This window comes from Candidatus Neptunochlamydia sp. REUL1 (genome assembly GCF_963457595.1).
In the GTDB taxonomy this organism is placed as follows: domain Bacteria; phylum Chlamydiota; class Chlamydiia; order Chlamydiales; family Simkaniaceae; genus Neptunichlamydia.
This window is the reverse complement of the sequence record NZ_OY735137.1, coordinates 1,062,623-1,086,290: the sequence shown is the minus strand read 5'-3', so window position 1 is coordinate 1,086,290 and position 23,668 is coordinate 1,062,623. Positions and strand designations below refer to the sequence as shown.

At 41.4% G+C, this 23,668-nt stretch carries 21 protein-coding genes; 14 read left to right on the top strand and 7 right to left on the bottom strand.

Annotated elements, in window-relative coordinates; translation table 11 throughout:
• Nucleotides 1–298: 298 nt before the first annotated feature.
• Genes R2I63_RS06010 through R2I63_RS06000 form a run of 3 tightly spaced genes read left to right on the top strand, consistent with a single transcriptional unit; the run spans nucleotide 299 to nucleotide 4,426 of the window.
• The gene (locus tag R2I63_RS06010; RefSeq protein ID WP_316355806.1) at nucleotides 299–2,137 is read left to right on the top strand and encodes an ABC transporter ATP-binding protein; all 1,839 of its coding nucleotides are present in this window, start codon (nucleotides 299–301) and stop codon (nucleotides 2,135–2,137) included.
• Nucleotides 2,138–3,073: an SDR family oxidoreductase gene (locus R2I63_RS06005; RefSeq protein ID WP_316355804.1), complete on the top strand. Its 936-nt coding sequence runs from the start codon at nucleotides 2,138–2,140 to the stop codon at nucleotides 3,071–3,073. It begins immediately after the preceding gene.
• 30 nt (nucleotides 3,074–3,103) lie between these two features.
• Nucleotides 3,104–4,426, top strand: coding sequence for a TIGR04372 family glycosyltransferase (locus tag R2I63_RS06000; protein WP_316355802.1), 1,323 nt, complete (start codon nucleotides 3,104–3,106; stop codon nucleotides 4,424–4,426).
• Between the two features lie 12 nt (nucleotides 4,427–4,438).
• Here R2I63_RS06000 and R2I63_RS05995 read toward each other — a convergent pair whose 3' ends face one another.
• Complete coding sequence (locus tag R2I63_RS05995; RefSeq protein WP_316355800.1) at nucleotides 4,439–5,632, bottom strand: TIGR04372 family glycosyltransferase; 1,194 nt, start codon at nucleotides 5,630–5,632, stop codon at nucleotides 4,439–4,441.
• Nucleotides 5,633–6,086: 454 nt separating this feature from the next.
• On the opposite strand from R2I63_RS05995, the gene R2I63_RS05990 reads away from it, so the two are divergent.
• The 5 genes from R2I63_RS05990 to R2I63_RS05970 are packed head-to-tail and all read left to right on the top strand — an operon-like array spanning nucleotide 6,087 to nucleotide 10,209.
• Nucleotides 6,087–6,773 (top strand): class I SAM-dependent methyltransferase, encoded by a 687-nt coding sequence (locus R2I63_RS05990; RefSeq protein WP_316355798.1) that lies wholly within the window; start codon nucleotides 6,087–6,089, stop codon nucleotides 6,771–6,773.
• Nucleotides 6,766–7,587, top strand: a complete 822-nt coding sequence (locus R2I63_RS05985) for a hypothetical protein (protein WP_316355796.1) — start codon at nucleotides 6,766–6,768, stop codon at nucleotides 7,585–7,587. The genes R2I63_RS05990 and R2I63_RS05985 overlap by 8 nt, the downstream gene beginning before the upstream one ends.
• Nucleotides 7,587–8,258, top strand: coding sequence for a class I SAM-dependent methyltransferase (locus R2I63_RS05980; protein ID WP_316355793.1), 672 nt, complete (start codon nucleotides 7,587–7,589; stop codon nucleotides 8,256–8,258). Before R2I63_RS05985 ends, R2I63_RS05980 begins: the two co-directional genes overlap by 1 nt.
• The gene (locus R2I63_RS05975) at nucleotides 8,255–9,292 is read left to right on the top strand and encodes a zinc-binding dehydrogenase (RefSeq protein ID WP_316355792.1); all 1,038 of its coding nucleotides are present in this window, start codon (nucleotides 8,255–8,257) and stop codon (nucleotides 9,290–9,292) included. The genes R2I63_RS05980 and R2I63_RS05975 overlap by 4 nt, the downstream gene beginning before the upstream one ends.
• Nucleotides 9,292–10,209 carry a glycosyltransferase family 2 protein gene (locus R2I63_RS05970; RefSeq protein ID WP_316355790.1) on the top strand — a complete coding sequence of 306 codons (918 nt, stop codon included), beginning with the start codon at nucleotides 9,292–9,294 and terminating at the stop codon, nucleotides 10,207–10,209. Before R2I63_RS05975 ends, R2I63_RS05970 begins: the two co-directional genes overlap by 1 nt.
• On the opposite strand, the gene uvrB is transcribed toward R2I63_RS05970, so the two are convergent.
• A complete protein-coding gene (gene uvrB, locus R2I63_RS05965; RefSeq protein WP_445083632.1) occupies nucleotides 10,160–12,160 on the bottom strand; it encodes an excinuclease ABC subunit UvrB in 2,001 nt (666 codons plus the stop codon). The genes R2I63_RS05970 and uvrB overlap by 50 nt on opposite strands.
• Nucleotides 12,147–13,367 (bottom strand): amino acid permease, encoded by a 1,221-nt coding sequence (locus tag R2I63_RS05960; protein ID WP_316355785.1) that lies wholly within the window; start codon nucleotides 13,365–13,367, stop codon nucleotides 12,147–12,149. Before R2I63_RS05960 ends, uvrB begins: the two co-directional genes overlap by 14 nt.
• 95 nt (nucleotides 13,368–13,462) lie before the next feature.
• Between R2I63_RS05960 and R2I63_RS05955 the strand changes: the two genes are divergently transcribed.
• Both R2I63_RS05955 and R2I63_RS05950 read left to right on the top strand, forming a co-directional pair.
• Nucleotides 13,463–13,684 carry a hypothetical protein gene (locus tag R2I63_RS05955; protein ID WP_316355782.1) on the top strand — a complete coding sequence of 74 codons (222 nt, stop codon included), beginning with the start codon at nucleotides 13,463–13,465 and terminating at the stop codon, nucleotides 13,682–13,684.
• A 14-nt stretch (nucleotides 13,685–13,698) separates the two neighbouring features.
• Nucleotides 13,699–13,842 (top strand): hypothetical protein, encoded by a 144-nt coding sequence (locus R2I63_RS05950; protein ID WP_316355780.1) that lies wholly within the window; start codon nucleotides 13,699–13,701, stop codon nucleotides 13,840–13,842.
• A 141-nt stretch (nucleotides 13,843–13,983) separates the two neighbouring features.
• Here R2I63_RS05950 and R2I63_RS05945 read toward each other — a convergent pair whose 3' ends face one another.
• Together R2I63_RS05945 and R2I63_RS05940 are read right to left on the bottom strand one after the other, a co-directional pair.
• Entirely contained in the window at nucleotides 13,984–15,198 is a 1,215-nt protein-coding gene (locus R2I63_RS05945; RefSeq protein ID WP_316355778.1) for an amino acid permease, read from the bottom strand.
• Nucleotides 15,198–16,832 carry an FAD-dependent thymidylate synthase gene (locus R2I63_RS05940; protein WP_316355776.1) on the bottom strand — a complete coding sequence of 545 codons (1,635 nt, stop codon included), beginning with the start codon at nucleotides 16,830–16,832 and terminating at the stop codon, nucleotides 15,198–15,200. The genes R2I63_RS05945 and R2I63_RS05940 overlap by 1 nt, the downstream gene beginning before the upstream one ends.
• A gap of 139 nt (nucleotides 16,833–16,971) precedes the next feature.
• Between R2I63_RS05940 and lhgO the strand changes: the two genes are divergently transcribed.
• From lhgO to R2I63_RS05925, 3 genes are all read left to right on the top strand, one after another.
• On the top strand, nucleotides 16,972–18,231 hold the full coding sequence (gene lhgO / locus R2I63_RS05935; RefSeq protein WP_316355774.1) for an L-2-hydroxyglutarate oxidase: 1,260 nt from the start codon (nucleotides 16,972–16,974) through the stop codon (nucleotides 18,229–18,231).
• On the top strand, nucleotides 18,228–19,136 hold the full coding sequence (hemB, locus tag R2I63_RS05930; RefSeq protein WP_316355772.1) for a porphobilinogen synthase: 909 nt from the start codon (nucleotides 18,228–18,230) through the stop codon (nucleotides 19,134–19,136). Before lhgO ends, hemB begins: the two co-directional genes overlap by 4 nt.
• Nucleotides 19,137–19,224: 88 nt before the next feature.
• Nucleotides 19,225–19,644, top strand: a complete 420-nt coding sequence (locus R2I63_RS05925; protein WP_316355770.1) for an FKBP-type peptidyl-prolyl cis-trans isomerase — start codon at nucleotides 19,225–19,227, stop codon at nucleotides 19,642–19,644.
• Here the strand turns inward: R2I63_RS05925 and R2I63_RS05920 are convergent.
• Nucleotides 19,641–21,755 (bottom strand): YjbH domain-containing protein, encoded by a 2,115-nt coding sequence (locus R2I63_RS05920; RefSeq protein WP_316355768.1) that lies wholly within the window; start codon nucleotides 21,753–21,755, stop codon nucleotides 19,641–19,643. The genes R2I63_RS05925 and R2I63_RS05920 overlap by 4 nt on opposite strands.
• Before the next feature lie 213 nt (nucleotides 21,756–21,968).
• Here R2I63_RS05920 and R2I63_RS05915 point away from each other — a divergent pair, with 213 nt between their 5' ends.
• Complete coding sequence (locus R2I63_RS05915; protein WP_316355766.1) at nucleotides 21,969–22,157, top strand: hypothetical protein; 189 nt, start codon at nucleotides 21,969–21,971, stop codon at nucleotides 22,155–22,157.
• Here R2I63_RS05915 and nqrA read toward each other — a convergent pair.
• Nucleotides 22,154–23,422, bottom strand: coding sequence for an NADH:ubiquinone reductase (Na(+)-transporting) subunit A (nqrA, locus tag R2I63_RS05910; protein ID WP_316355764.1), 1,269 nt, complete (start codon nucleotides 23,420–23,422; stop codon nucleotides 22,154–22,156). The two genes, R2I63_RS05915 and nqrA, sit on opposite strands and share 4 nt — an antisense overlap.
• Nucleotides 23,423–23,668: the final 246 nt, after the last annotated feature.

Below are 23,668 nucleotides of genomic sequence, written 5' to 3'. Positions count from 1 at the left end.
ATTGGGTAAGTGACCACCACTTATGAATGCATGAAACGTTCTCAGATCAAAGAAATGAACAAAGTTGCAAACGATTACAAACTAGACCTCTCAAGACCTCAATCCAGACCAGTTTGGAATCGCCCGTTTGGTGTAGACGCTTTATTAAATAAATGGAATAATGCCCTTAGCAATGGTCAGCCCGGTTTCTTTAGGAGTCACCTTGAAGGTGACTCCATTAGAGCAGTTCGATGCGAATGAAAACGATTGATTGTTTTAGTTAAATTGCCCCCTCAGATTATCAAAGAGCTAATAGGTTATGCTAAAAAGAAGAAAAGAATATGTCCGTAATATCTACAACATCATCTTTAAAAGAAAAAAGAAAGACCTGATTAAGTTTTTTTTCATTTCTACTCCAGGCTGCCTTGCTGCCTTTTTAGAAGGCATAACTTTTACCCTTCTTCTTTCTTCACTATATATCATGAGTGGAAAAGGCGTTGAAGTTTTTCATGGGAAACCCATCTTATCCAAGATAGCACGTATTCCGCATCTCCAAGAGATTTCTTCGAATCAACTTTTTGTTTACATGGTTATTGCCGCAATTTTCGCACAGATTCTGAAATCTTTGGTCATGTATCTTTCGGCTTTACAGGCAGCAAAGCTTAATGCTCGTATTGGTTGTGATGCACACCAAAATATTTACTCGCATATTCTCTCGTTCAACTTTTCAACGGTGAGTAATTATAAAACAGGTGGGCTTGCTTCCTATACGCAAATCCCCTCTGGAGCCATCATTCCCATGCTTCAGTCCTTTCATAAGGTTATTGTTCAGTCTTGTGTATTGGGAGTTCTAAGTCTTGTCCTCTTTAAGATATCTGCTCCTCTAACCCTCTTTTTTTGTGGCTTTTTTTTTATCTCAGGAATTGCCTATAAGAAAATCCTTGCTATTATCAGCCGCTTTTCAGAGGAATGTGCAACAAAGTTGCTACAATATAACAACGATGTTGTCCAAGCAATCAATGGAATCAAACTCATCCATATTTTTGGCATGCAAAAAACAATCCTCAAACGAAGTCACTCGCTCATGGCAAAAATGCAGGGATATCAGCAAGGAAATGCCAAACTACAAGCATTATTGCTTGCTACTGGTGAGGTTTTTAGCATGGTCATGATGGCCGCAACTATTGCGATAAGCTCTCTGTTTCTTGTTATCTCTAATGAACACTCTCTTCCTCTTTTATTAACCTACACGGTAACAGCTTATCGTTTTACAACAACTGCAAGAGAAATCCTAAACCACTTTGGAGTAATGGCTTCTCAAAGTGGGTCTATCGTAAAGCTTAATGAGATCTTAACCACAAAAGACAAAGGATTTGAGCCCACGGATGGAGTAGCCGCAGCCCAGGTTCGAAAAGGGATTGAGTTTCGCAATACTTCCTTTAGATATCCTTCAAAGAAGCAAAATGCTTTAGACAGCGTCTCTCTCTTTATTCCTCACCAAAAGTTGACAGCTATTGTTGGGCTTTCTGGGGCAGGGAAAACTTCCTTGGTTAGCCTTATCACACGCTTATTCGAACCAACAGAAGGAAAAATCCTTATTGATGGCGTTGAACTGAGCAAATACAATATTCAAAGTTGGCGATCAAAACTCGGTGTCGTATCCCAGAATACAGTTATCTTTAACGACCCCGCTCGTGAAAACGTCTGCTTTGGAACAACAGCGACAGACGAGGAGGTTCTAGAAGCGTGTAAAACCGCTGGATGCTACGAGGTAATAACTAATCTTCCTGACGGGCTTGACTCTCCTCTTGGAGAGCATGGGTATAAAATTTCTGGAGGAGAAGCCCAACGTATTGCTATCGCACGCGCATTAATCAGAAATCCCGAAATTATGATCTTTGATGAAGCAACAAGTAATCTTGATAGTCTTAATGAGCAAACCATTAAAACAACACTTGAGAAGTGCCGAAATCGGTGCACTCTTATTGTCATAGCTCACCGCCTTTCAACGATAATCTCTGCAGATCAGATTATTGTACTTAATGACGGCCAAGTAGCTGAAACAGGAACCCACGAAGATCTCATTGAAGCAAACGGAGAATATTCCTATCTCTGGCACTTGCAATCTACACACCCCCCTGAAAGAGCCCTTGTTTGAATGAGTACCAAACTAGTCATTATTGGATCTCAAGGATTCATTGGCAAACGCCTTACAGTCTCTATGAACCCTACCATTTTTACAAATTACAAAGAGGCACCTTACCTACTTGATTTAAGATCTCCTGACTTAAAAGCCTTGCCCCTTTCAACAGAAACACATGTGATCATTGCTGCTGGATGTGCAAATATTAACGAATGCAACAAAAACCCCAAAAAAACTTACGCAATCAATGTTACCGGGACACTCGAACTTGCAAAACAATGCAGAGAAATGGGCTTATGTCCCATTTTATTCTCTACAGACTACGTCTTCAACGGAGAAAAAGGAGGATATACAGAGTCTTCATCTACATGCCCGATCAATGCATATGGAAAACAGAAAGCGGAGTTGGAAAGCAGAATTCACGATGTTACAAGCGGAAATTATTTAATGCTCCGCCTATCTAAAATCTACTCCACCTTCACAGGCGATAATTCTCTGTTAGATGAGATGATGCACAATTTAACACAAGGAAAAGCAATTCGAGCCGCAACCGATCAAGAGTTTTGTCCCCTCCACGTCGACGATCTTGTAACTATTACCCAAGAACTTATAGATCAAAATATTACAGGATTGATAAATATTGGGGGACAAGAAACATTAAGCCGGTACGCACTGGCGTTAAAGGTATGTAAAGCCCTTAATATTTCAACAACACTTGTCAAACCAATTACCCTAGACGAGCTAAAGGGAAGCACACGCCCCAAAAAAACAACTCTTAACTGCAAAAAACTGTATGAAACCATTACCATTAAGACTCAGACTCTTCAAGATTCAATCTCAAAATTAGCGACTATCTACCACAATAAAAATTTATTTTTGAATGAGTTGAAACACAAAACTGCTTTTGCTAAAACGCAGATTAAGTCGACAGAAACAGGCGGTATCAGTTGAATAATGGAATGTTAACCACAAAAATAATTTATGTTACCAATAATAAATAAGCTCAACTCTAGGAAATTCTGTAGATTCATTTGTAAAGAAGTTGATTTTATATCCAACGATGATGATATTTTCCTTTTGATTGAAACTAATCTAAAAGCAATAGTACATACTTTAGAATACGCAGAATATTGGGCAAGAATAAGACAGCCTCCCATCCTTATTGCAGCATCGCATGCAGCTGAAACTATAGATCTTTTATTTCCTTATATTTGCCCAAGTGTGAAGGTCCTTCGCTATGATAATCCTTTCCCTAAATGGCTCTTTCAAAGGACTTCTTTACAAATCCATCATAATTTTTTCTCAAAAAATATATTTTCTTACTTCAAAACAATAGCATCAAACTCATTATATCTATTCGAATATCAACCTATACCTTATGACAAGACTTTTACGTCTTCTTATAATCATTTCATAGAATCTTCTGAAACTAAGGATGTTCCGAAACCCTTCTTAAAAGCTTACACCCAATACAATCAGTTTTATTTTAAGAGAAAAGATACATGGAATGATTACTTTCAAATTTTTTCAGAAATAACAATTAATGACAGAAAAGAGAAGTTAGAAAAAATCAACCATCTGTTGTTACATACCCTCGGAATTAATCGCCCCTATGTTATTCTCCATCTCAATAGCTCCCCTTTCAGAGGAACTTCATCTAAGAAGTTTAGCCTGGTTATTGATTTACTCATTCGGAGAGGATATGCTGTCATTCTTCAGGGTCAAAGAGAACAACCAGCATTTGCCCCTAGACAACACTTCCACGACTACTCACGCGACATAAATGTCTCATTAGAAAATGATTTAGCTCTGTATGCCTATGCAGAATTTGTGATTTCTTCAAAGGGCAACTCTGAAATTTTGTCTCAGGTCTTTAATACTCCCTTGCTAGGCCTAAATTACGTTGAACCAACCTCCCTTCTTCCGCATAAGAAGCATCGCTTCTTTTTTAAACATGTTTACGACAAAAGGGAAGAAAAATACCTCAGTTGGAGAGAGTATTTAAACCATCCAGGATTTTTTAATCACACCAATCTAAATACAAGTAGTGAGCTTCGTTATGACGAAATGAGCGAAGAAGAAATTATTCACACAATTGAAGAGTTCCTTACGCTCTTGGATAAAAACGAAGAATCTTGGCTAGATTATTCTCCGCTTCAACAGACTTTTAAAGGTAGTTTAGAGAAAAAACATTTTGATCTCCACAAGGCTTATGGGGTTCCCACCATGACATATTTAGAACAAATGGATCAAAGTAGGCATAGCACTTCGAGTGGACCTTTGGAAATAGCATCGTGTAGATAACGACACGAGGTATTAGGCTCCGCTCTTTGCAGAGGCAAGATATGTATCACAAGGAACAGAAGGACAAGTATATAAGTCAAAATGTAACGGAGTCAAAGATTTCCGAAACCTTTGTTGGTTTTCTGAATAATTTAGCCACGTTTCTTTTGGAGCATGAATAAAGGGGATAAATTCCTCCAATGAATCAATCAGTTCTTCCTCATTCATCTCCTCATATATATATGCTTTTGAATTGGGATGAACTGTTTCTACTCCAAACTCAAAAAAGAGAGGGCTTCTTAATATCTCTTTCCAATTTAAATAAGCTCCCTTGGGTCCTTTTACGTGTTTATAGAAAAAGCGATACTTAACGTTATGCAACATTAATACATTCTCATTATAGTTAACACCTAGAAGCGGAATATCAAACAAGCTACAAAAAATCTCTGGTCCTGATTTGGCAGCAACCACAAACAGAGCATCAGAATAAAGAGCCAGGTCATTCTCGGGCGTGCAGTATTTACTATGAGCATAGTCGAAAAAATGCTTTCTAGGTTTGAAGTGCGGTTGTTCCTTTCGACCTTGAAGTACCACATCAAATCCTTTCTCTATCAGCAAATCAATTAGTCCATTAAACCTGTGGGGATATTGGATCCTTCTACGATCCGTAAGAATATTTCCTGAGGTCGTTTTGATAGAGCTTAAGTTAAGAACAACATAGGGTCTAGTTACATTAATCTCTCTGATTAAATTCTTTCTCGTTTTTTCAATGATTGAATTAGGCTGTAAAGCAGGCCCTGAAACAACCATATCGGTATAATCATCCCAATATTTTTTGCGCACAAAATAGTTCTCTCGAAAAGTTAAATATGCCGCTGTAAATCTTTTTGGTTTTTTTCCTTCAAACTTGACAACTGGATCAAAATGTCTTACATATTCCCCAATGACAAAAAAGTTCTCTTTTAAAAATGAAAATTGATTGTCCCAAAGGAAAATAGCTTTGTTATTTTCAATAAGCACTTGAGAGTATATGTTCTGAAATGTTGAACTGAAGATCTCTTGATTTCTATAAAGAGTCCTAAAATTTCGTAAAAGAAAGCAATCAATGATTGTAGCTTCTGGACAAACTAACTTTACTAGCGAACAGACAAATGCTTGTTCCTGCGCAAGAATAATGATTGCAACCTTTCCCCTTTCTTTTTCCCATAGAGCTGCATAATGTATCATACAGATCAAGGGCCCAAAGTCATGCCGACTAATCAAAAACAATTGCGCGTCAGGCGAGAGATGATCAATTTTTTTTTTGATGGGACTATAGACCAGCTTTTCGAGACAAATGCCGAGAGGGGCTTCCGAATGCTTAAAGAATCCTATGATGAACCGAACGATACGAGATCTAAAGTATCTCCAAGTCCGCTTTATAAACCACAAGACATAGCAAGGAGGTTGCCCATCAAATTTGTACGCGTTAACTACCTTTAAACGAAACCTTCTGTATAACAGTACACGCTCCAACAAAGAGTACGACCTCATAACATCCTTTATGTTGAGTGGACGACCGCAGGCTAGTCATTTATATATATAAAGTCAATTCTTCCGAAAGGATAACAAGCAACTTTTTCTTTTCTAAAAATTAGAACTTCTCTAGACTCCGAATTTCATTAATTGAATAGAGAACACGATGGCGATATTTGATAGTGAAGAAAAAGCTGCATGGGACGAAACAACAAAACTATTTTCGGAACACACTTATAAGTTTGGTCCTCACTGGTCTTTCAACTTTAGGAACGATCCCAAGCGTCTTGGTTTCGTTCTTTCTCGGTATAAATTTTCAACAAAAATGCTTGGAAAGCGTCACCATATCTTAGAGCTTGGGTGTAGCGACGGAATCGGAACAACAATTTTGGCAGAAAACACCACCAAATACACCGGCGTCGACCTTGATCAACCTGCTCTAGAAGCGGCCAAAACAAATATGATCGATGAGAAACTTCAGTTTCTTCATGATGATTTTATGGGGAAAACCTATGGTTCTTTTGATGGAGTTGTTTCCCTTGACGTTGTGGAACACATCCTCCCAGAGTTTGAAAATACATACTTTGAGACTGTACATAAAAATATGGCGGAAAATGGAATTTGTATCATTGGGACACCTAACATTACAGCAGCCCCCTATGCGTCTAAAGCCAGCCAGTTAGGGCATGTCAATATGTACACTCAAGAACGCCTTCTTGAGGTGATGAAAACGTATTTCCATCAAGTCTTTCCTTTTGGAATGAATGATGAAACCATGCACACTGGATTTGGTTCGATGGCCCACTATCTTCTGTGTGTCGGGGTTCATAAAAAAGAGGTTTATTATGATTGATATTGAACATTTTTCTGAGAAAGGTTGGGTTGTTATCGATTTTATCGATCAAGCTCCCGTAATGAGGGCGCGTGAAGCCCTTCAAGCGCACTTAAAAGAACTCTTAGGAAAAAACATTCCTCTAGAAGAATACCATACTGAAGTTGAAAATGATGCTCAACACACTGATCTTCAGGTTAAGATGACTGAATTCTTCCGAAATCAAAAATTTGGAAAGGCAATCATCGAAAAACAACTTTCGTTATTTAAACCCTTTATGGGGCTTGACCTTTGTGTCCAGCGAAGCCCCTACTTAAGAATGGCTCGCCCAGGAAAATCTCAAGATAACATTGGTTACCATAGAGATACCTTTTATGGAGGTTCCCCTTTTGAACTCTCTGTTCTCGTCCCTTACGTAGATGTGCCAGCACCTTCAGCTCTTCAAGTCATGACAGGATCTCATACCCTTTCTGAAAATCATTTTCCTACAACGCAAATTGAAAATCCAGATGAGGCTGTTCGTAAAGGATCATCAAAACACCAGTTGGGTTTCCTCTATGCTCCAAAAGTGATGGATCCCTCAATTGCAAATGAGATGCTTGCCGTCCCACTTAAGTTGGGCCAAGCCATCGCCTTTAGCCTCTCAACCGTTCATGGATGTGTGGTCAACAACGGAACCACAACCCGCTGGAGCTCAGACATTCGAGTCATGAGTGCCTTTGCGCCCGTCGACCTCAGTGCCCGCCCCGACTATTACGAACCGCTCAGCAGCTCTGCTTTAACGGCGCAAGCACAAAATTATTTCACCGCAACAGCAAACGAGACAAGTGAATAATGAAAGAGTCTAAGTCAAATTGGTCCTGTGTCGCAGAAGAACTTATGCAGGAAGTTCCTGAAGTTAATTTGGGGCGGTATGCTTCGTTTTGGTTCCATAAAACCCCGAGACGCGTTTTGCATTGCATGTCGTACTATAAATTTGCTTCCAAGCTCATAGGAAAAGGCAGGCGAGTTCTTGACGTCGGTTGCAATGAAGGTCTCGGGACTTTTCTAGTTGGTAAGGAATGTGGGTTTGCAAAAGGAGTCGACTTTGATGAAGATGCAATTACCCAGGCACAAAAAAACTTTAAAGAACCTTTTGTGGAGTTTGAAACCGGCGATTTTTTGAAAAACGAAGACACAGGCAATTGGGATGCAGTCATTAATTTTGATGTGATTGAGCATATTCTTCCGGAACATGCACATGATTTTATCGAAGGGATTGCTAAAGAGCTAACTCCTGAAGGACTCTGCGTTATTGGAACACCAAGTAAGATCTCTCAAGATTTTGCTTCCGAAGTGTCTAAAAAAGGCCACATCAACATCTATTCCCATGAAAGGCTAGAAGCTGAGATGCGAGAGCATTTCGAGTTTGTATTCATGTTTGCTGCTAATGATGAAGTTGTACATACCGGGTATCTTCCTCTTGCTCATTATTTTATCACAGTTGGGTGCAAGAAGAAATCATGAAGTCCCATGCTGCCATTTTAATAGAGTGTGGTGCTCCTCTTGAATTGATGGAACTTGAAATTCCGAAGCTTCAAGAAGGTCAGGTTCTTGTCCAAATGAAATACAGCGGAATTTGCCGTACACAGCTCAATGAAATCAAAGGACTCAAGGGTCCCGACAGATTTTTACCTCACACACTCGGACACGAAGGGTCAGGGATCGTCGTTGATACTGGACCTGGTGTTACGAAAGTAAAAATAGATGACTCAGTGATTCTGACCTGGATTAAGGGAGAGGGAATTGATGCTAAAGGAGCTATCTACCAATGTGGCAACTTAAAAGTGAATTCCGGGCCTATCAGTACTTTTCTAGAGTACGCAGTCATTGCCGAGAATCGCCTTATTCCCATCCCTTCAGATGTCCCCCTGAAAGAAGCTTCTTTATTTGGATGTGCAATTCCCACAGGAGCAGGGATTATTTACAATGAACTCACCCTTACCCTGGACTCAACAATTGCTCTTTTCGGACTTGGTGGAATCGGTCTCAGTGCTCTTGTTGCAGCAACTGCCAAAAAAGCTAAAAAGATTATCGCGATCGACCTGGAACCTGCAAAGCTCACTCTGGCAAAAGAATTTGGAGCAACTCATACTCTGCTTTACAACCCGGATGATCTTCTTTCTTCACTTGACTCAATCACCGATGGAAAAGGAATCGATTTTGCTGTTGAGGCTGTGGGTAAAAAAGAAGTCATGGAACTTGCTTTTAAGGCAGTAAAAGACCAAACAGGCCTCTGTGTTCTTGCAGGAAATGTTCCCAAAGACACCAAGATTGAATGTGACCCTTTTGATTTTATTAAGGGTAAAAAACTTATTGGGACTTGGGGCGGAAAAGTTAAGCCTGATCAAGACATCCCTTTTTTCCTGCGGTCGTTCTATCCTGGAAATAACCAGCTTAACCGTCTAATTTCTCACGAGTCCCCCTTGAGTGAAATCAATGCCCTTGTCTCCCTATTAGATAGTGGCCAAGCTGCACGAACCCTCGTCACCTTCAACTAATGGCGCTCTCTGTTGTCCTTCCCAACTTCAACCATAGTCACCATTTGGCGGCAGCGCTTGAAGCTATTTTCTCTCAGTCACTCCTTCCAAATGAAGTCCTTATCATTGACGATGCCTCGACTGATGAAAGTGTTCCTTTGATCAAAGCATGGCAACAAAAATACCCTCAAATTAAACTCATTCAAAATGAAACAAACCAAGGCCCTGTCCCCACCATTAACCGAGGCATCCAACAAGCGCAATCTGAACTACTTGCTTTTTGTTCTGCCGATGACTTCATTCTTCCTGGATTCTTTGAAAAAGCTACATCTTTTCTTAAAAGCCACCCCGAAGTAGGGATGTGCACAGGTAAAACCTGTCATTTTGAAGACCATACTCCTCATTTTCTTGTTCCTGATCGAATGCCTCTAGGGAACTCTCCCCAGATTTTTACAAAAGAAACTCTCCCTAAAGTCTTTAAAAAAACCACGTTTTTTATCCATTCAAACTGCGCTATCTATCGCAGGAAACACATTGTTGCATTTGGAGGATTGAACCCCGAACTCAAAAGTTTTAGTGACTGGTACCTTAACTGTCTTGTAGCATTGCACTACGGTGTTGGCTACATCCCCTCTCTTTTTGGAGCCTTCCGCCTTTCAGAGAAATCGTACGCAAACATTCTAAAGTCATCTGAGCATCAGGAGGGAATGTTTCATGCTCTTATGAGAGATATTAAGGATAGAGACCTAGAAAACCTTTTCAAATCAACAGGGCTCCTTTCCCATGGAGGAGTCCGTCTCGTCCTCTTCCTTGCAAAACACAAAGAGTACCGCCCTTTTTTCCCTCGTGCCTTTTTCAAAAAGTGTCACTTTCATTTGAATAAGCTGCTTAAAGAGGGGAGTCCTCTAACAGCTGAAGATCTTGATAGTATTTCATAAGATCGCGGAAGCGAGATGCGTCTTCAAAACGGAGCTCTTTTGCAGCAAGCTTCATTTCCTTTTCGCACTCTCTCATTCGCTCAAGGATTTCTTTCGGAGATACAGAGATAGCAGCTTCTTTTTCTTTTCCTTCCGCTGCTTTATATTCATGAAATGCTTCCGCCAAATCTTCTGAAAAATCTTTGCATACCGTTTTTGGGGTGATCCCATGTTTACGATTATACTCAGTTTGAATCTTCCGACGATCTGTAGTCACCTGAATCGTATTCTTGATAGACTTGGTTTCCTTATCCGCATACATGATAACCCGCCCCTCATTGTTGCGGGCTGCTCGCCCACAGGTCTGGGTAAGCGCCGTTTCACTCCGCAGAAACCCTTCCTTGTCAGCATCTAGTATCGCAACCAATGTCACTTCGGGAATATCTAATCCTTCTCTAAGCAAGTTAATCCCCACAAGCACATCAAATACTCCCTTTCTCAGATCTTTAATGATTTCTACCCGTTCTAAAGTAGCGATATCAGAATGCAAATATTTTGCCTTCACTCCAATCTCTTGCAAATATTTAGAAAGATCTTCCGAAAGTTTTTTTGTAAGCGTTGTGACAAGAACTCGTCCCCCTTTGCTTGTTTCAACACGGATCTCATCAAGACAGTCATCAACCTGGTTTGTTGCGGGCCTTACTTCAATCACAGGATCAAGAAGTCCTGTTGGGCGAATAATTTGCTGAACTACGTCCCCTTTAGCTTCGTTTACCTCCCAAGGTCCCGGAGTTGCCGATACATACACAACTTGGTGAATGTGATTATAAAATTCTTCAAATTTCAACGGGCGGTTGTCATAAGCTGAAGGCAGCCGGAACCCAAAATCCACTAAAGATTGCTTTCTTGCTCGATCCCCATTGTGCATTGCATGGATTTGTGGGAGGGTTTGGTGAGATTCGTCGACAAAAACCAAGTAGTTGCTAGGAAAATAATCCAAAAGACATGCGGGAGGCTCTCCAGGGTTTCTTGCCCCAAAATGGCGAGAATAATTCTCAACTCCTTTGCAATACCCAATTTCCTTAATCATTTCGAGGTCATATTTCGTCCGCTGCTCAATACGCTGCTGTTCAACAAGTAGATTTTCTCGGCGGAAATGATCACTTCTTTCTCTCAGCTCTTTTTTAATTGTGACCATTGCGCTTAATCGTGCTTCTTCAGGAGTGACATGGTGAGAACCTGGATAGATTGAAAGTCCTTTTACCCGGGCCTTAACTTTCCCTGTTAGTGGATCAATTTCACTAATTCTCTCAATCTCATCTCCAAAAAACTCAATGCGATACCCTACATCATCTTCATAGGCAGGAACAATTTCCAGAATATCACCTCTCACTCGAAAGTGAGATCGAGAGAGCTCATAATCATTCCGCGAATACTGCAACTCAATAAGGTGCAACAGGACATCATCACGGCGATAACTTTCTCCCACATTCAATGCTAACTTCATTTCACGAAAGTACTCAGGCATTCCAAGTCCATAGATACATGACACCGAGGAGACAATGATGACATCTTCTCTTTCAAGCAAAGAACACGTTGCCCGTAGCCGCAGCTTTTCTATTCGGTCGTTAATCGATAAATCTTTTTCAATATAAGTATCTGTTCTTGGAACATATGCCTCAGGTTGGTAATAGTCATAATAAGAGACAAAATATTCCACAGCATTGTTTGGAAACAGCGCATTAAATTCTTGATAAAGTTGCGCTGCAAGTGTTTTATTATGTGCCAAAATGAGCGTCGGTTTTTGCACATTCTCTATGACATTTGCCATGGTAAAGGTTTTCCCAGACCCTGTAATTCCGAGCAAAACCTGAGACCTCTTGCCAAGATTAATCCCCTCGGTAAGCCTTTCAATTGCTTCAGGTTGATCCCCCTGAGGATCAAAATTGGAGACTAATTTAAACATGGCCAAGGTATTTAGAAATTAAATGCTTAAAGATGCCCAGCTGTGCCAGCACATCAACTACCACGATAAAGAATGCAAAGAAAATGATAAATACAAGGAGAGTGCGTCCCCAAACTGTTGAATAAAACCGTGGTTTTTTCAGCTTCCATGCCATCATTGCAGGAAGAAAAATTAGGAGGATGGCAACAAACGCACCAGCATATTCTAAAGCAACAAAGAACCCTCTTTGATAAGTGAGGACAAAAATTAAAGGAGGAATAAACGTCAAAAGGCATGCCATTAACCGGCCTTCCCAGCTCTTCTTAATTTTAAAACCATCGGTTAAAAAGTCGGATAGACTCAATGTCACCCCTAAAAATGATGTGACAATTGCAAAGAAAGAGAAAAAGTGCGCCCCCAACTTGATCCAAGGATTTGTAACGATTTGAGTTAGTGGCTGCGTTGCAGAAGCGCCGTGTTGCCATGCATGGACGAGTCCATTTTCACCACTCAAAGGAACAATTCCTAAAATAAGTACTTGCCATAGTAAGTAAATCACAAGAGGAAGCAGGCTTCCCACAACAAGGATCCACCGCAATTTTTTCTTATCGTGATTCATATAAGTTGTTAAACTTGGTATGATAATATGGTACCCAAAGGAGGTAATCACAACAGGGAAAATCATGAGTGTAGGGTCCCAATCAACACGGGTAAGTAGAGCGCCATCGATATGCTCTGGTAAAAAACCTACAAGCAACAGATACGACACACAAAGCCCCAACATTAATATCCGATTGATCATATCGACACCCAGCGTGCCTAAGTAAACAAAAAAACCAAAAATCAATGGAAGACAAAACGGACCGAGCCAATGCGGCATTGTATATCCTGTCACATACTGAACTGCCGAAACAAACAAGGGACTACTCGCCGAAATATAGGCCGCAGTGAGTGAATAGAGCAAGAGTAGATAAACGATCCAACTAAGGCCTTTCCCCCATCCACCTAAGGTCTTATGAACCATAGAAATCAGGTTAGGCTCCCCTTCTACAGCAAAGTTCGCATCGAGAAAAAAGAACGCCGTTGCAAGCATGACTCCCCAACAAAGAAGAAATATAGCAATTGAGGGCATAAAACCAACAAAAGAGCTCATAACAGGAAGGGCAAGCATGCCCGCACCAATCGTCGTCCCTGCTACAAGTAAAACCCCGCCTACATAGTGATTGATTTTCATCACGCTCTCCTGTTCGAAACAAGTTTACCATTGATGATCTTTTCTTTGTTAACGTTTTGATTTGTTTGCGTCTACATTGAGGAAAGTGATTTATTATGAGAAAAATTTTGTCGTTTATAATTGCTTTTTCCTTTGCCGCGTCTCTCCATGCAGAGTATCAGCCTGACATCTACGGCTATACTATGGAGAAGGGGACCAAGGTCTACACAGAAGCATTTGATAGAGCTATTGAATTCACCAAAATGAATCAAATCGAGGGAGATATTGTAGAATTTGGTACATTGGAAGGCTTTACAGCGATTATCTTTGCAAAGTGAAAAGCTCTCTCCATTTGTTTGACTCCTTTGCAGGTTTCCCCGAAATAACCTCTGAAACTGATCTAAACCCTATTGAACACAAGTGGGCACAGGCAAAGTCTAAGCGAAGAAAATATCAATGTGGAATAGACGAACTTTTCAAGGAGCACCGCCTATAACTAATTTAAGTCACTTTAGCTATATCTTTTTCAGAAGGTAGGTTCCCGATTTTGGCAGGGTTAGAATATATTTTTCACTTGCGTAAGAGTGAATAACTACAATACACAAAAATATCCGTAAAAGTTTTTTATATTTTCTATCTAGGGTTTAGGGAAGAGGTGGAAGTTGAGCATATTAGTGAACTGGTAAAAGAAGATAAGAACGGCAATGAGGAGGATCACGATAAGTAGAGAGCGTCCACCCGGAACACGGTCTTTCAGGAGATGCTTTTGTTGATAGCGACCGATCCAGGCCATTAGAGCGGGGAAAATTCCAAAAAGAACTACAGCACAGATCCCACCAGCAAAATTGAGGGCTTTGAAAAAAAGGTCTGGGAAAACAAGAGAGAACAGGAGGGGTGGAATGAGTGCAAGAAGGCACATTCCAATATTTTCGTGTTCCTTATGTTTGATTTTGAAACCATCACTGAGAAAGTTGGTAAGGCTAAGCGCTTGCGCAAGGAATGAGGTAAGGATCGCAAAAAACGCCAAACTTTGTGCGATATAACCAATGAGATGGGATCCTAGGTAAGTACGTATGGCTTGAGCAGCATCAACATCTATCTTAAAGCTATGGAGCACTTCATTAAATGGAAGAATACCAAGAGCAACAACTTCCCAGATGAGGTAAATGACAAAGGTAAAGAGAGACCCTGCATAGATTGATTTGCGCACTCTTTTCCGATCCATATCCATATATTTCATAAGAACAGGAATCATATTGTGGAACCCAAAGGAGATAATGAGAATGGGGAAGGTATAAAGAGCATACTTTGGTTCCCAGTGGAGAAGGAATCGAGGAACAATGAATTGAACTCCAAGAAACACAAGGAGAACAAAGGATAAAACCTTCCCAATCATGAGATAGCGATTGACATGGTCAACCGGTTTAGTTCCAAGATAGACGATCCACCCAAAAATAATGACAAAGAAGAGGGATCCGGCCCAATTAGGAAGTGATAGCTTAAGGGTATTACTCATAAAGAGTGAAAAGTGATTTCCGCTAGCTGAGATGTAAGCCACAAGAAGCGCATAAAACAAAAACAGGTAGAGAAACCAGCATAGAAATTTCCCCATAGGCCCTAAGGTTTTTTCAACCATAGAGATGAGATTAACCGGTTTTTTAAACCATCCTATAATCTCAACCATGAGAAGCGCCGTTGTAAGCATAAAAGCCCAGGCAATAAAGAACATAAGAAATGAAGGAAGAAAACCCGGAATTCCAGTAAGAATTGGTAGACCAAGCATCCCTGCACCGATACAACTACCGGTGATCAGAAGAGTCCCTCCAAAGATGCTGCCTTTCTGTTTCCCCATTATGTCGACTTCATTTTTTCTACAGTGCGAATCTCATGACCTAAGCGGCCCAGTTCGTATCCGTCGTAGTCAACAAATTTAAAAAAGCGTTCGTATTCTGGAAAGGTGTGAGAAACTTGCTTTGCCATTTCCTGAGCAACATAGCGATACATGGGATGTCCCGCAGGAGAGGATCTGAGTTCACACATCCACTGCAAAGCGCGCAGGTTAATATGAAAATACCAATGGATATTATAAGCCATCGGAACTGCGTATTGCGCTTCTTCAGGAAGTTCCCCAGAAATCTCATCATAAACTTCTTTTGCCCTTTCCATTGCTTCTCGGTAGTCTTTTTCCATTTCAGTACCGAGGATTTCTTTAGGAACATAATAGCCATGGTTGCAGGTAAGAAGTTGTCGTTCTTGAGTAAGCGTACGATGCCGCTGAAGATCGCGATAGATTCCATAATCAGCAACAATTTCGAAAGTAAACTCTGCATGCTCTAAAGCCCTGGGGGATTTATGACGACGGTTTTGTCTAAAAGCAGAAGCGGCATCAAAAATTCGAGAGAGATCCTCTTTTGAAAGCTTCTTGCACATCTCCTGAAGCTCCATCAAACCACAATCAGACTGATTAAATAGCAAGGCAGCCGCAACTTTAATAGGACTCTCCTGATCAAAGTTTACAAGACGAACCATCGGCTGGTCTAAGGGCTGGATCGAACCAGTATACTGGTCGCGCATCATGGCAATTTCGTCATTCATCTTTTCATGAAATTCAGCGTATGTATTTTGGTGCTTGTGGCTCAGATCAGCCCGTCGGATAAAAGAAGGGATTACCTTTGAGAGTTCTTGATGAGAGGTTCTGGCAACTTCCTGAAGTTCGGTTAAGTTGTGACAGTTGAGCTTTTGAATGAGTGTTTCGAAGAAACGCCCATTCCCATAAACACCCATATTTGTCAGAGCACTCGCAGGAAGAAGTCCTCTCAAACAATCAAGCACTTTAGCTCTTAAGGCTGCAGTATAAGCCACTTTGGAAACATCGTGCTCTTTAGGAAATTCTTTTTCCATCTGCGCTGTTAACGGAGGGATTAGCTTGCCATAAGTTTCAAAGAGATGGTTACACATATCGACAAAGCAATTACGGTAGGCTGAAGTCATCAAAATAGGTTCTCTATAAAATAGATACTCCCCTTCGTATTTCTGATCAAAATAGATGTAACGTGTCGATTTTTCCAGAGGAGATCCCCCAAGTCGAGAGTCTTCAATAATTTTTGCAGCAATCATCGAAACATTTTCAATGGCAAGATGCGCTCCTCCAAGTTCTCCAATAGAGTCATCTCCATATCCATCAAGGATACGGTCGTAAAAGTTTTGCGCTTTCTTAATTGCTATGCTCTGATCTTCAAGCTCGCTGTCAACTTCAGCCTCTCTCTGACCAGAAATAGTCGAAAACTCCGTCTCTTCGTTCAAAATAAATTCTTTTAAAAGAAGAGAACGTAAACCTAGACTCGATCTTGAGTAGCGAGAAAAAAGAGCGCCTTTAATAACCTCTGGAAGGTTACGGAGACAGAAGATATGACTGGATGTACTCGTCACATATCTCTTGATGATTTTTAGCTGTGATTCACTAAATTCTTCATAATCATTCAACATGCGGGAGCTCCAAGGTTGCACGTATCCAAAAGAAAAGAGTCTATCTTTTTCTCCTTTTTTTGGTAACCTTTTTCAAAACCCACATTTTGCACCGGAGGTGCTAGATGGAGATGGATAGCAACTCGGCAAAAGGTAAAATATGAAGATCGTAATTATAGGTGGTGGAATTGTCGGACTCGCAACAGCTCATGCCCTAATAGAAAAGTTTCCGAATTTCAAAATAACACTTTTAGAAAAAGAACCAACGCTAGCTGCTCATCAAACCGGAAACAATAGTGGAGTGGTCCACTCCGGGATCTACTACAAACCGGGGTCACTGAAAGCAAAGAACTGCGTGGACGGGAAGAAGAAACTTCTAGAGTTTTGCAATAAACATGACGTTCCCTATGAGCAGTGCAAAAAAGTTTTGATTGCAACGCAGGAAAAGGAAGTTCCGACACTTAAAGAACTCAAACGACGGGGAGACGCCAACGGTGTCAAGGTCGAAGAAATCTCATCTGAGGAACTTAAAGAGATTGAACCCCACGCCGTAGGCCTTAGGGCGCTCCTTGTTCCAGAATGTCAAATTATCGATTATAAACAGGTTACTATGTCTCTTGCAAAAGACTTTGAAAAAAAAGGTGGGGCCATCCGAACAAGTGAACGGGTAGAGCACCTCCACTTTTCTTTTCCCCGTTGGATTATCGAAACAAGTCAAAAAACTGAAAGGTGCGATTTTGTGATTAACTGCGCAGGGCTTTATTCTGATAGAATTGCCAGAATAGCTCTCCCTCATAGAAAGATCTCTTGTCAAATTCTCCCCTTCCGAGGAGAGTACTATATGCTAAAAAAGGATTCCCTGGTCAAGGGCTTGATCTATCCAGTTCCAAATCCTAAACTTCCTTTTTTGGGGGTCCACCTCACGCGTATGATTGATGGAAGGGTGGAGGCTGGACCTAATGCTGTTCTTGCAACAGCTCGAGAAGGATATACAAAGTCAAATTTTGTAATGCATGAATTTGCAGAAACAATGTCATATCCTGGTTTTTGGAAGCTCAGCATGAAATATTGGAAAACAGGAATGTATGAAATGTATCGCTCAATGAGCAAAAAAGCATTCACAAAAAGTCTACAGAGGCTTGTTCCTGAAATTCAAGCAGAGGATCTAATGGATGGTGGGAGCGGTGTTCGTGCACAAGCTGTTCGTCCTGATGGAAAGTTGGTTGATGATTTTCTCATCTTGCAAGATGAGCATTCACTGCATGTTCTTAATGCACCTTCTCCTGCTGCAACATCCTCGCTTTCTATTGGCCAAACTATTGTTGGAATGCTAGACTTCAAAGAATGGTCACACAGACAAGTTACAGCATTGCAAAAAGGCCCCGCAGAAACAGAGCGTCCGCTGCAATCCGTGCCTTGAGCACTGAAACGATCCTGTGTGCTTCAGACCTAATTGTTCCATTCTTCATAGTTGAAGGAACGAAAACTAGGGAACCTATTGAATCAATGCCAGGGATCCACCGTCTTTCAATAGACCTCCTAACAAAGGAGGCGGAGATTCTACATGCCCAGGGAATCCCAGCAGTTGCCCTATTCCCGGCAGTTGATCCCTTGTTAAGGGATGAAGAAGGAAGCGAAGGATGGAATCCAGACTCTTTAATCACCCGAGCGATTCAAGTCCTTAAGAAAGAGATTCCTAGCTTGTGTGTAATCGCAGATGTGGCTCTTGATCCCTTTACATCTCATGGGCATGATGGAATTATTAACAACAATCTAGTTGATAATGACTTAACCTTGGAAGCTCTAGTTAAACAAGCAGTCTGTTATTCAGAAGCAGGGTGCGATATCGTGGCGCCAAGTGATATGATGGATGGTCGCGTTGGAGTCATTCGAAACGCTCTAGATGATCAAGTAGGAATTCTCTCATACACAGCTAAGTATGCTTCAGCATTTTATGGCCCCTTTCGCAAGGCGGTCGGAACAAGTTTATCTTTTGGAGACAAAAAAACCTACCAGATGAACCCAGCAAATCGGCGTGAGGCCCTGCGAGAAGCTCTTCTAGACGAAGAGGAAGGCGCAGACATGCTAATGGTTAAACCTGCGCTTCCCTACCTCGATGTTTTAATCGAGATCAGGAAAAAAACCTCTCTCCCTGTTGGAGCTTATCATGTTAGTGGAGAATATGCGATGGTGATGGCAGCGGCTGAAAAAGGATACCTCAATGCAGAGCAAACTCTCTATGAGTCGCTTATCTCAATAAAACGCGCAGGCGCTGACTTTATTTTCACCTACGCAGCACCTCAGGTCCTCGCTTTACTAAATTAATCACCTGTGACACTATCAAGTAAGGGACTGCGCGCTTTCACTCGCGAGGCCCATCTCTACATGACAAAATCAACTGGGGGGAACCATCATGATTGAAAATGGGAAGCAAGTAGCTATCGAGTATAGTGTGTTTTCAGACAACAACACACAGATCGATACCAACGTAGGGAAGGATCCTCTTGTGTTCCTTTTTGGATCACACCAGATTTTGCCTGCTCTTGAGGAAGCCTTAAGGGGGCTTGAAGTCGGAGATAGTAAGAAGGTCACTCTAAACCCAGACAGTGCTTACGGGGATATTAATCCTCACGCATATAAAAAGGTTGAAGCTAAGCTGATTCCCGAGGATCTCCGGTTTGAAGGAGCTCTCTTGGTTGTTTCTGATGAGCAATTTGGGGAAATGTTGATCCGTGTCGACAGTTTAGACGGAGAGCAGGTGATGCTAGACTTTAACCATCCTCTTGCAGGAAAGACACTAAAGTTCAATGTAAAGGTGCTTGACATCTCTTAATACGGAGGGGATTCTCTCTCTTTCTGCAGCGTCGGATAGAGTCTTTTCCCTGTAGCAGCCCTTGCTCCGGTATCGCGGAGCCAAACCGAAAGGGCATAAGGAACAAAGGTTCTGCTGCTTTTCTTCAGAAAAAAGTCCAGAGGGATCATAAATGCGATTCCTTTGTCCCGATAGCGACTCCAGTTTACGATATCGTAGGCACTTGTCATTGCGTACCAAACTGAAAAGCGGAATCCACTAGGAAAGTAGCGTCCCAATTCGAAGCGCGCACCAACATCACGAGCTAAAAACTTTCCAAAACTTACCTTCAAATCGATTTGCAGTGGTTTGATTTCATAGTATAGATCGAGAAAGTATTGAAACCCAATAAAGTGGGCAAATTCAGGGTTAAACCCGTCAAACTTCCTGATCTTAGTTGTAAACCCAAGGCCATAATAATTGCGTTTAAGAACTCCTGCAGCTTCAACCCCAATCGCCCAATTTGATCCAACGGGATAATAAAGAAACTCTGCTGCAAGCCCTCCATAGGCAGGCTCAAAGTATCCTGTTGAAAAACGCCCATACCACCCCTTATTAATGTAAAATCCTCGTTGGATATAAGCCTGTTCTAGGGCAACTGAGTTTGCCTGAAAGTACTTCACGCTATCGGATCGGACGTTGAGAGTTTGAGAGGGATTAAGCATATCCATATCCCCCACATCTGAAATGCTTGATTTGATGTTGTAGGCACCCTGAATTTTATAGTAAAGTTGATCAAAGAGATACCCCTCGGGCCCTCCAATAATACCAGCACTATATTTAAACTTTCCTGTTGCACTTCCAAAAAAGGTTAAAAGGCGAGGGCGGACAGTAAAGGTCCAAATCCCTTTTGATCGATGATACAGAAGTGATCCTTCGTATGAGTTAGGTTGTGGTGGTGGTTCTCGCATTGGCGATAGAGTTTGAAACTCAAAGTTTCCAATCACCCCTTCTCTTAATTTTTCTAGATCAACCGTATGGAATCGATATTCATGCGTAGGAATCCCATCAGCCTCAATCACAACGGTTACTGAATCGATGTTCGAGGGTGTTAGTGCAGCTAAAACTGACTCGATCCGATGTTTAAGATCCCGCTCTTCACGGTACCGAATGTTGATTATTTTAATCCAAAGAGAGCGTCCAGATTCCTTGTCAGTAGTGATGTAAATCCGATAGATATTAAGGTCTTGCCCTGCAAAAGCAAGAGCAAGTTCACAAGAAAGCTCTCTTTCCGAACGGAGGTATCCCAACGGCTCTGTATCAAGGGGGGTCCGGTAAATAGAAGGATTGTCCACTTTAGGAAAGAACCCTCTTGTGTCCCCTAGGTTGTAATTAAGCGACACCGAAGCAGCCACCTTTTCGCCTCGAATAGAACTCACACTGAGTTGCAATGCATCAAGAAACGTTGTCGTAAGCCCAACATTAACGCGAGACTTCACCCCTCTTCCTTCAGGATGTTCGTGAAAATGATTTTCATAATCAGTTGCATCCCATTCAGCAAGAAGCGAGAGACGATTGATTCCTGGGATCCAACTTCTGCGAAAGGGCGTCCATCCAAAGCCCCCAAACCATCCTTTTATTCGCCCCTTTCCCCAACCAACAGTTGCCTCAAAGTTGTAGTCAAGAAATTCCTTTGTTGCCACAACATAGAAAGCATGAAATCGTTTGGTTCCATAAAAATCTTCCATTCCCACTGAAATTTCAGGAAAATACGGAAAGCCATCTTCCTTCTTAAGCATGGCAATTTTAACATTTGCACCTCGATCCGTAAAATCTCCAAACCCCAGATCTCCCATGGCGGGGTCCGGGACCCCTATATAGGTGGTGTAGTTTACCCCAAACTCCAAACGTTCAATAGCTTGAATCGTGGCAGCATAATTTCTATATGGGGGCACGTAAGCAGCTCCTACCGCAGCAGTCCCTACTTCGTTCATTCGGGCAGAAGGCATCGAAAAGTACCCTCCCATCAAGGAATAATTATAATGATAGGGGAGGCGGTCATTAATTTCCTCATTGACCTCCTTAACTAGATTAAGGTCTCTAAACAGCAGAGAGAGCTCCTCTTCAGCAAAGAGAGAGAATATGAGGAACATAAGAAAAAGACGGCACAAACCTTTCAAAGGTAAAAAACATGTTGGTTTAAAAGTTATTTAACTTCGCAATTATTGAAGATAAAATCAAGATTAATATGAATTGACAAATAATATATTTAATTCTTTAATAAAAATCCGTTTTTTATTATTATTCGGCAATTAATTAGAGACAAGAATCTTAGAAAATAAATACAAAAATTTTGAGGTATTATTATGGAAATCAATGGTGATGTTGAAACCAACGAAATTGATCAAGCTACTCTTCTAAAAATGGCAACAAGTGATAACAAAGAGGCAGATCGAAAAGAACTGTATCTTGAGCACCTAAGAGTGATTACTACACAAGCAATCAAATCTCAAGAAAAAGAGTTTAGTCAGCTTTCTTCGGATATCAAAATCTAATCGTCAAGATATTGCAGAGCGTAAGCTTTCAGCCCTTCCTTCACGATCTCTGTCATCTCAATTTTAGAGGGACAAATGTAAGCCGGAAGGGCAAAATCTTCTGGGTGAACACCCAATAAACCCAAAGCTTCTCCCTTTTCATACTCCTGAGTCAAAAGCATCTTTACAAGCAGCATTGTTTCTATAGGAAGGGGCATCACACGATCATAAATAGCTCCATCAATAAAAGCTCTTTCTTCTCCGTGCATGAGTGTAGAAAGAGCTGCTGTCTTCCGGCGAAATAAATAGGCTTTAGAAGCAGTATATCCCTTGCGATTAAGTTTTAAAAAATGCAAAAACTCTCGCTTTTCTTTAGGCTCTAGAAGGGAGCAAATAGTATGATGGTAAAAACCTAGGTAACCTTCTGGCCCCACCTCTACGCCTGTAAGTGGATCTCCTGAGATGATCCGGTCCCCCTCTATAAGGCCCGCAAGAGGAGTCCCTGCGTGGGTCCGGTAAACCCCTCCACTGTCTCCAGCAACACTTATGACCCGCTCTGTATGATAGGCCCCTTCGATTTTCCATCTGCCGATAGCAATGACATCCACAATGTTGAGCGTCCATATAACTTGATCATTCATGGTAATGGGATGGATCGCAGCAATGTGAATCGAGTGGTTACCGATAGGATGAGGACCTGAGGCAGTATGCACCTGTGCATCAAAGTTGGAGAATGCACCGCTCCCCTCTCTACAAACTAGGTGAACTGGAGCAGACTTCTTAAGCTCTTTGATTCCTTCTCTAAAGAAATCTTCGTAACCTTCGAGTTGGATCTCGGGCGATGGGGCAAAGGGAGCTGATTCAATTGCCTTTACAAAGATTGCTTCAGGCTTTTGATCGGGACGGGCAATGCGAAGCCCTGGGCGCACTCGGATATGTGGCGCAAGCCCTGCCTCGAATAACGTCTCTTTTTTTTCCTCAAAAGAGCTCTGCTTTTGATCAGTTTCAATAACAACAGAAAGGAGCCGACGCTTTACCCCTCTAACGATTTCTTTGATTACCCCAGATGCAGGAGAGACAAAAAGACGCTTGGGGCACTTTTTATCGTAGGCAAGCGGCTCTCCAACTCTGACAGACTCCCCCTCTTTTTTAATCAGTTTGAAAAGAGTTGCTTCAAAAGGGCTGAGGTCAAGAGCCAGCTGATTAGGAAAAGGAATCGACCGAACCTCTCCTTTTGGCTGACCAGGAAGGGGAATATCTAAACCTTTTTTAATCTTGATCTTCATATGAACCTACCCCCACTATTATAAATATCAGAATATTAGGGTATTTTTTTTTCAGAATTTGCTCCCTCTTTGCACTTAATATTCTCAGGACTTTCGCATTTTAAGTACTGAAGGCTGTATAAGGAGGCTGTTTAGAACCAAAGAGCAAAAAAGGTACTATTTATAGTGATTGGATAGGTTCATTGATCCATCTTAATCGAATCCATCTGTTGCTGCTAATAAAATTCCATAAGTGAAGCCAAAAAC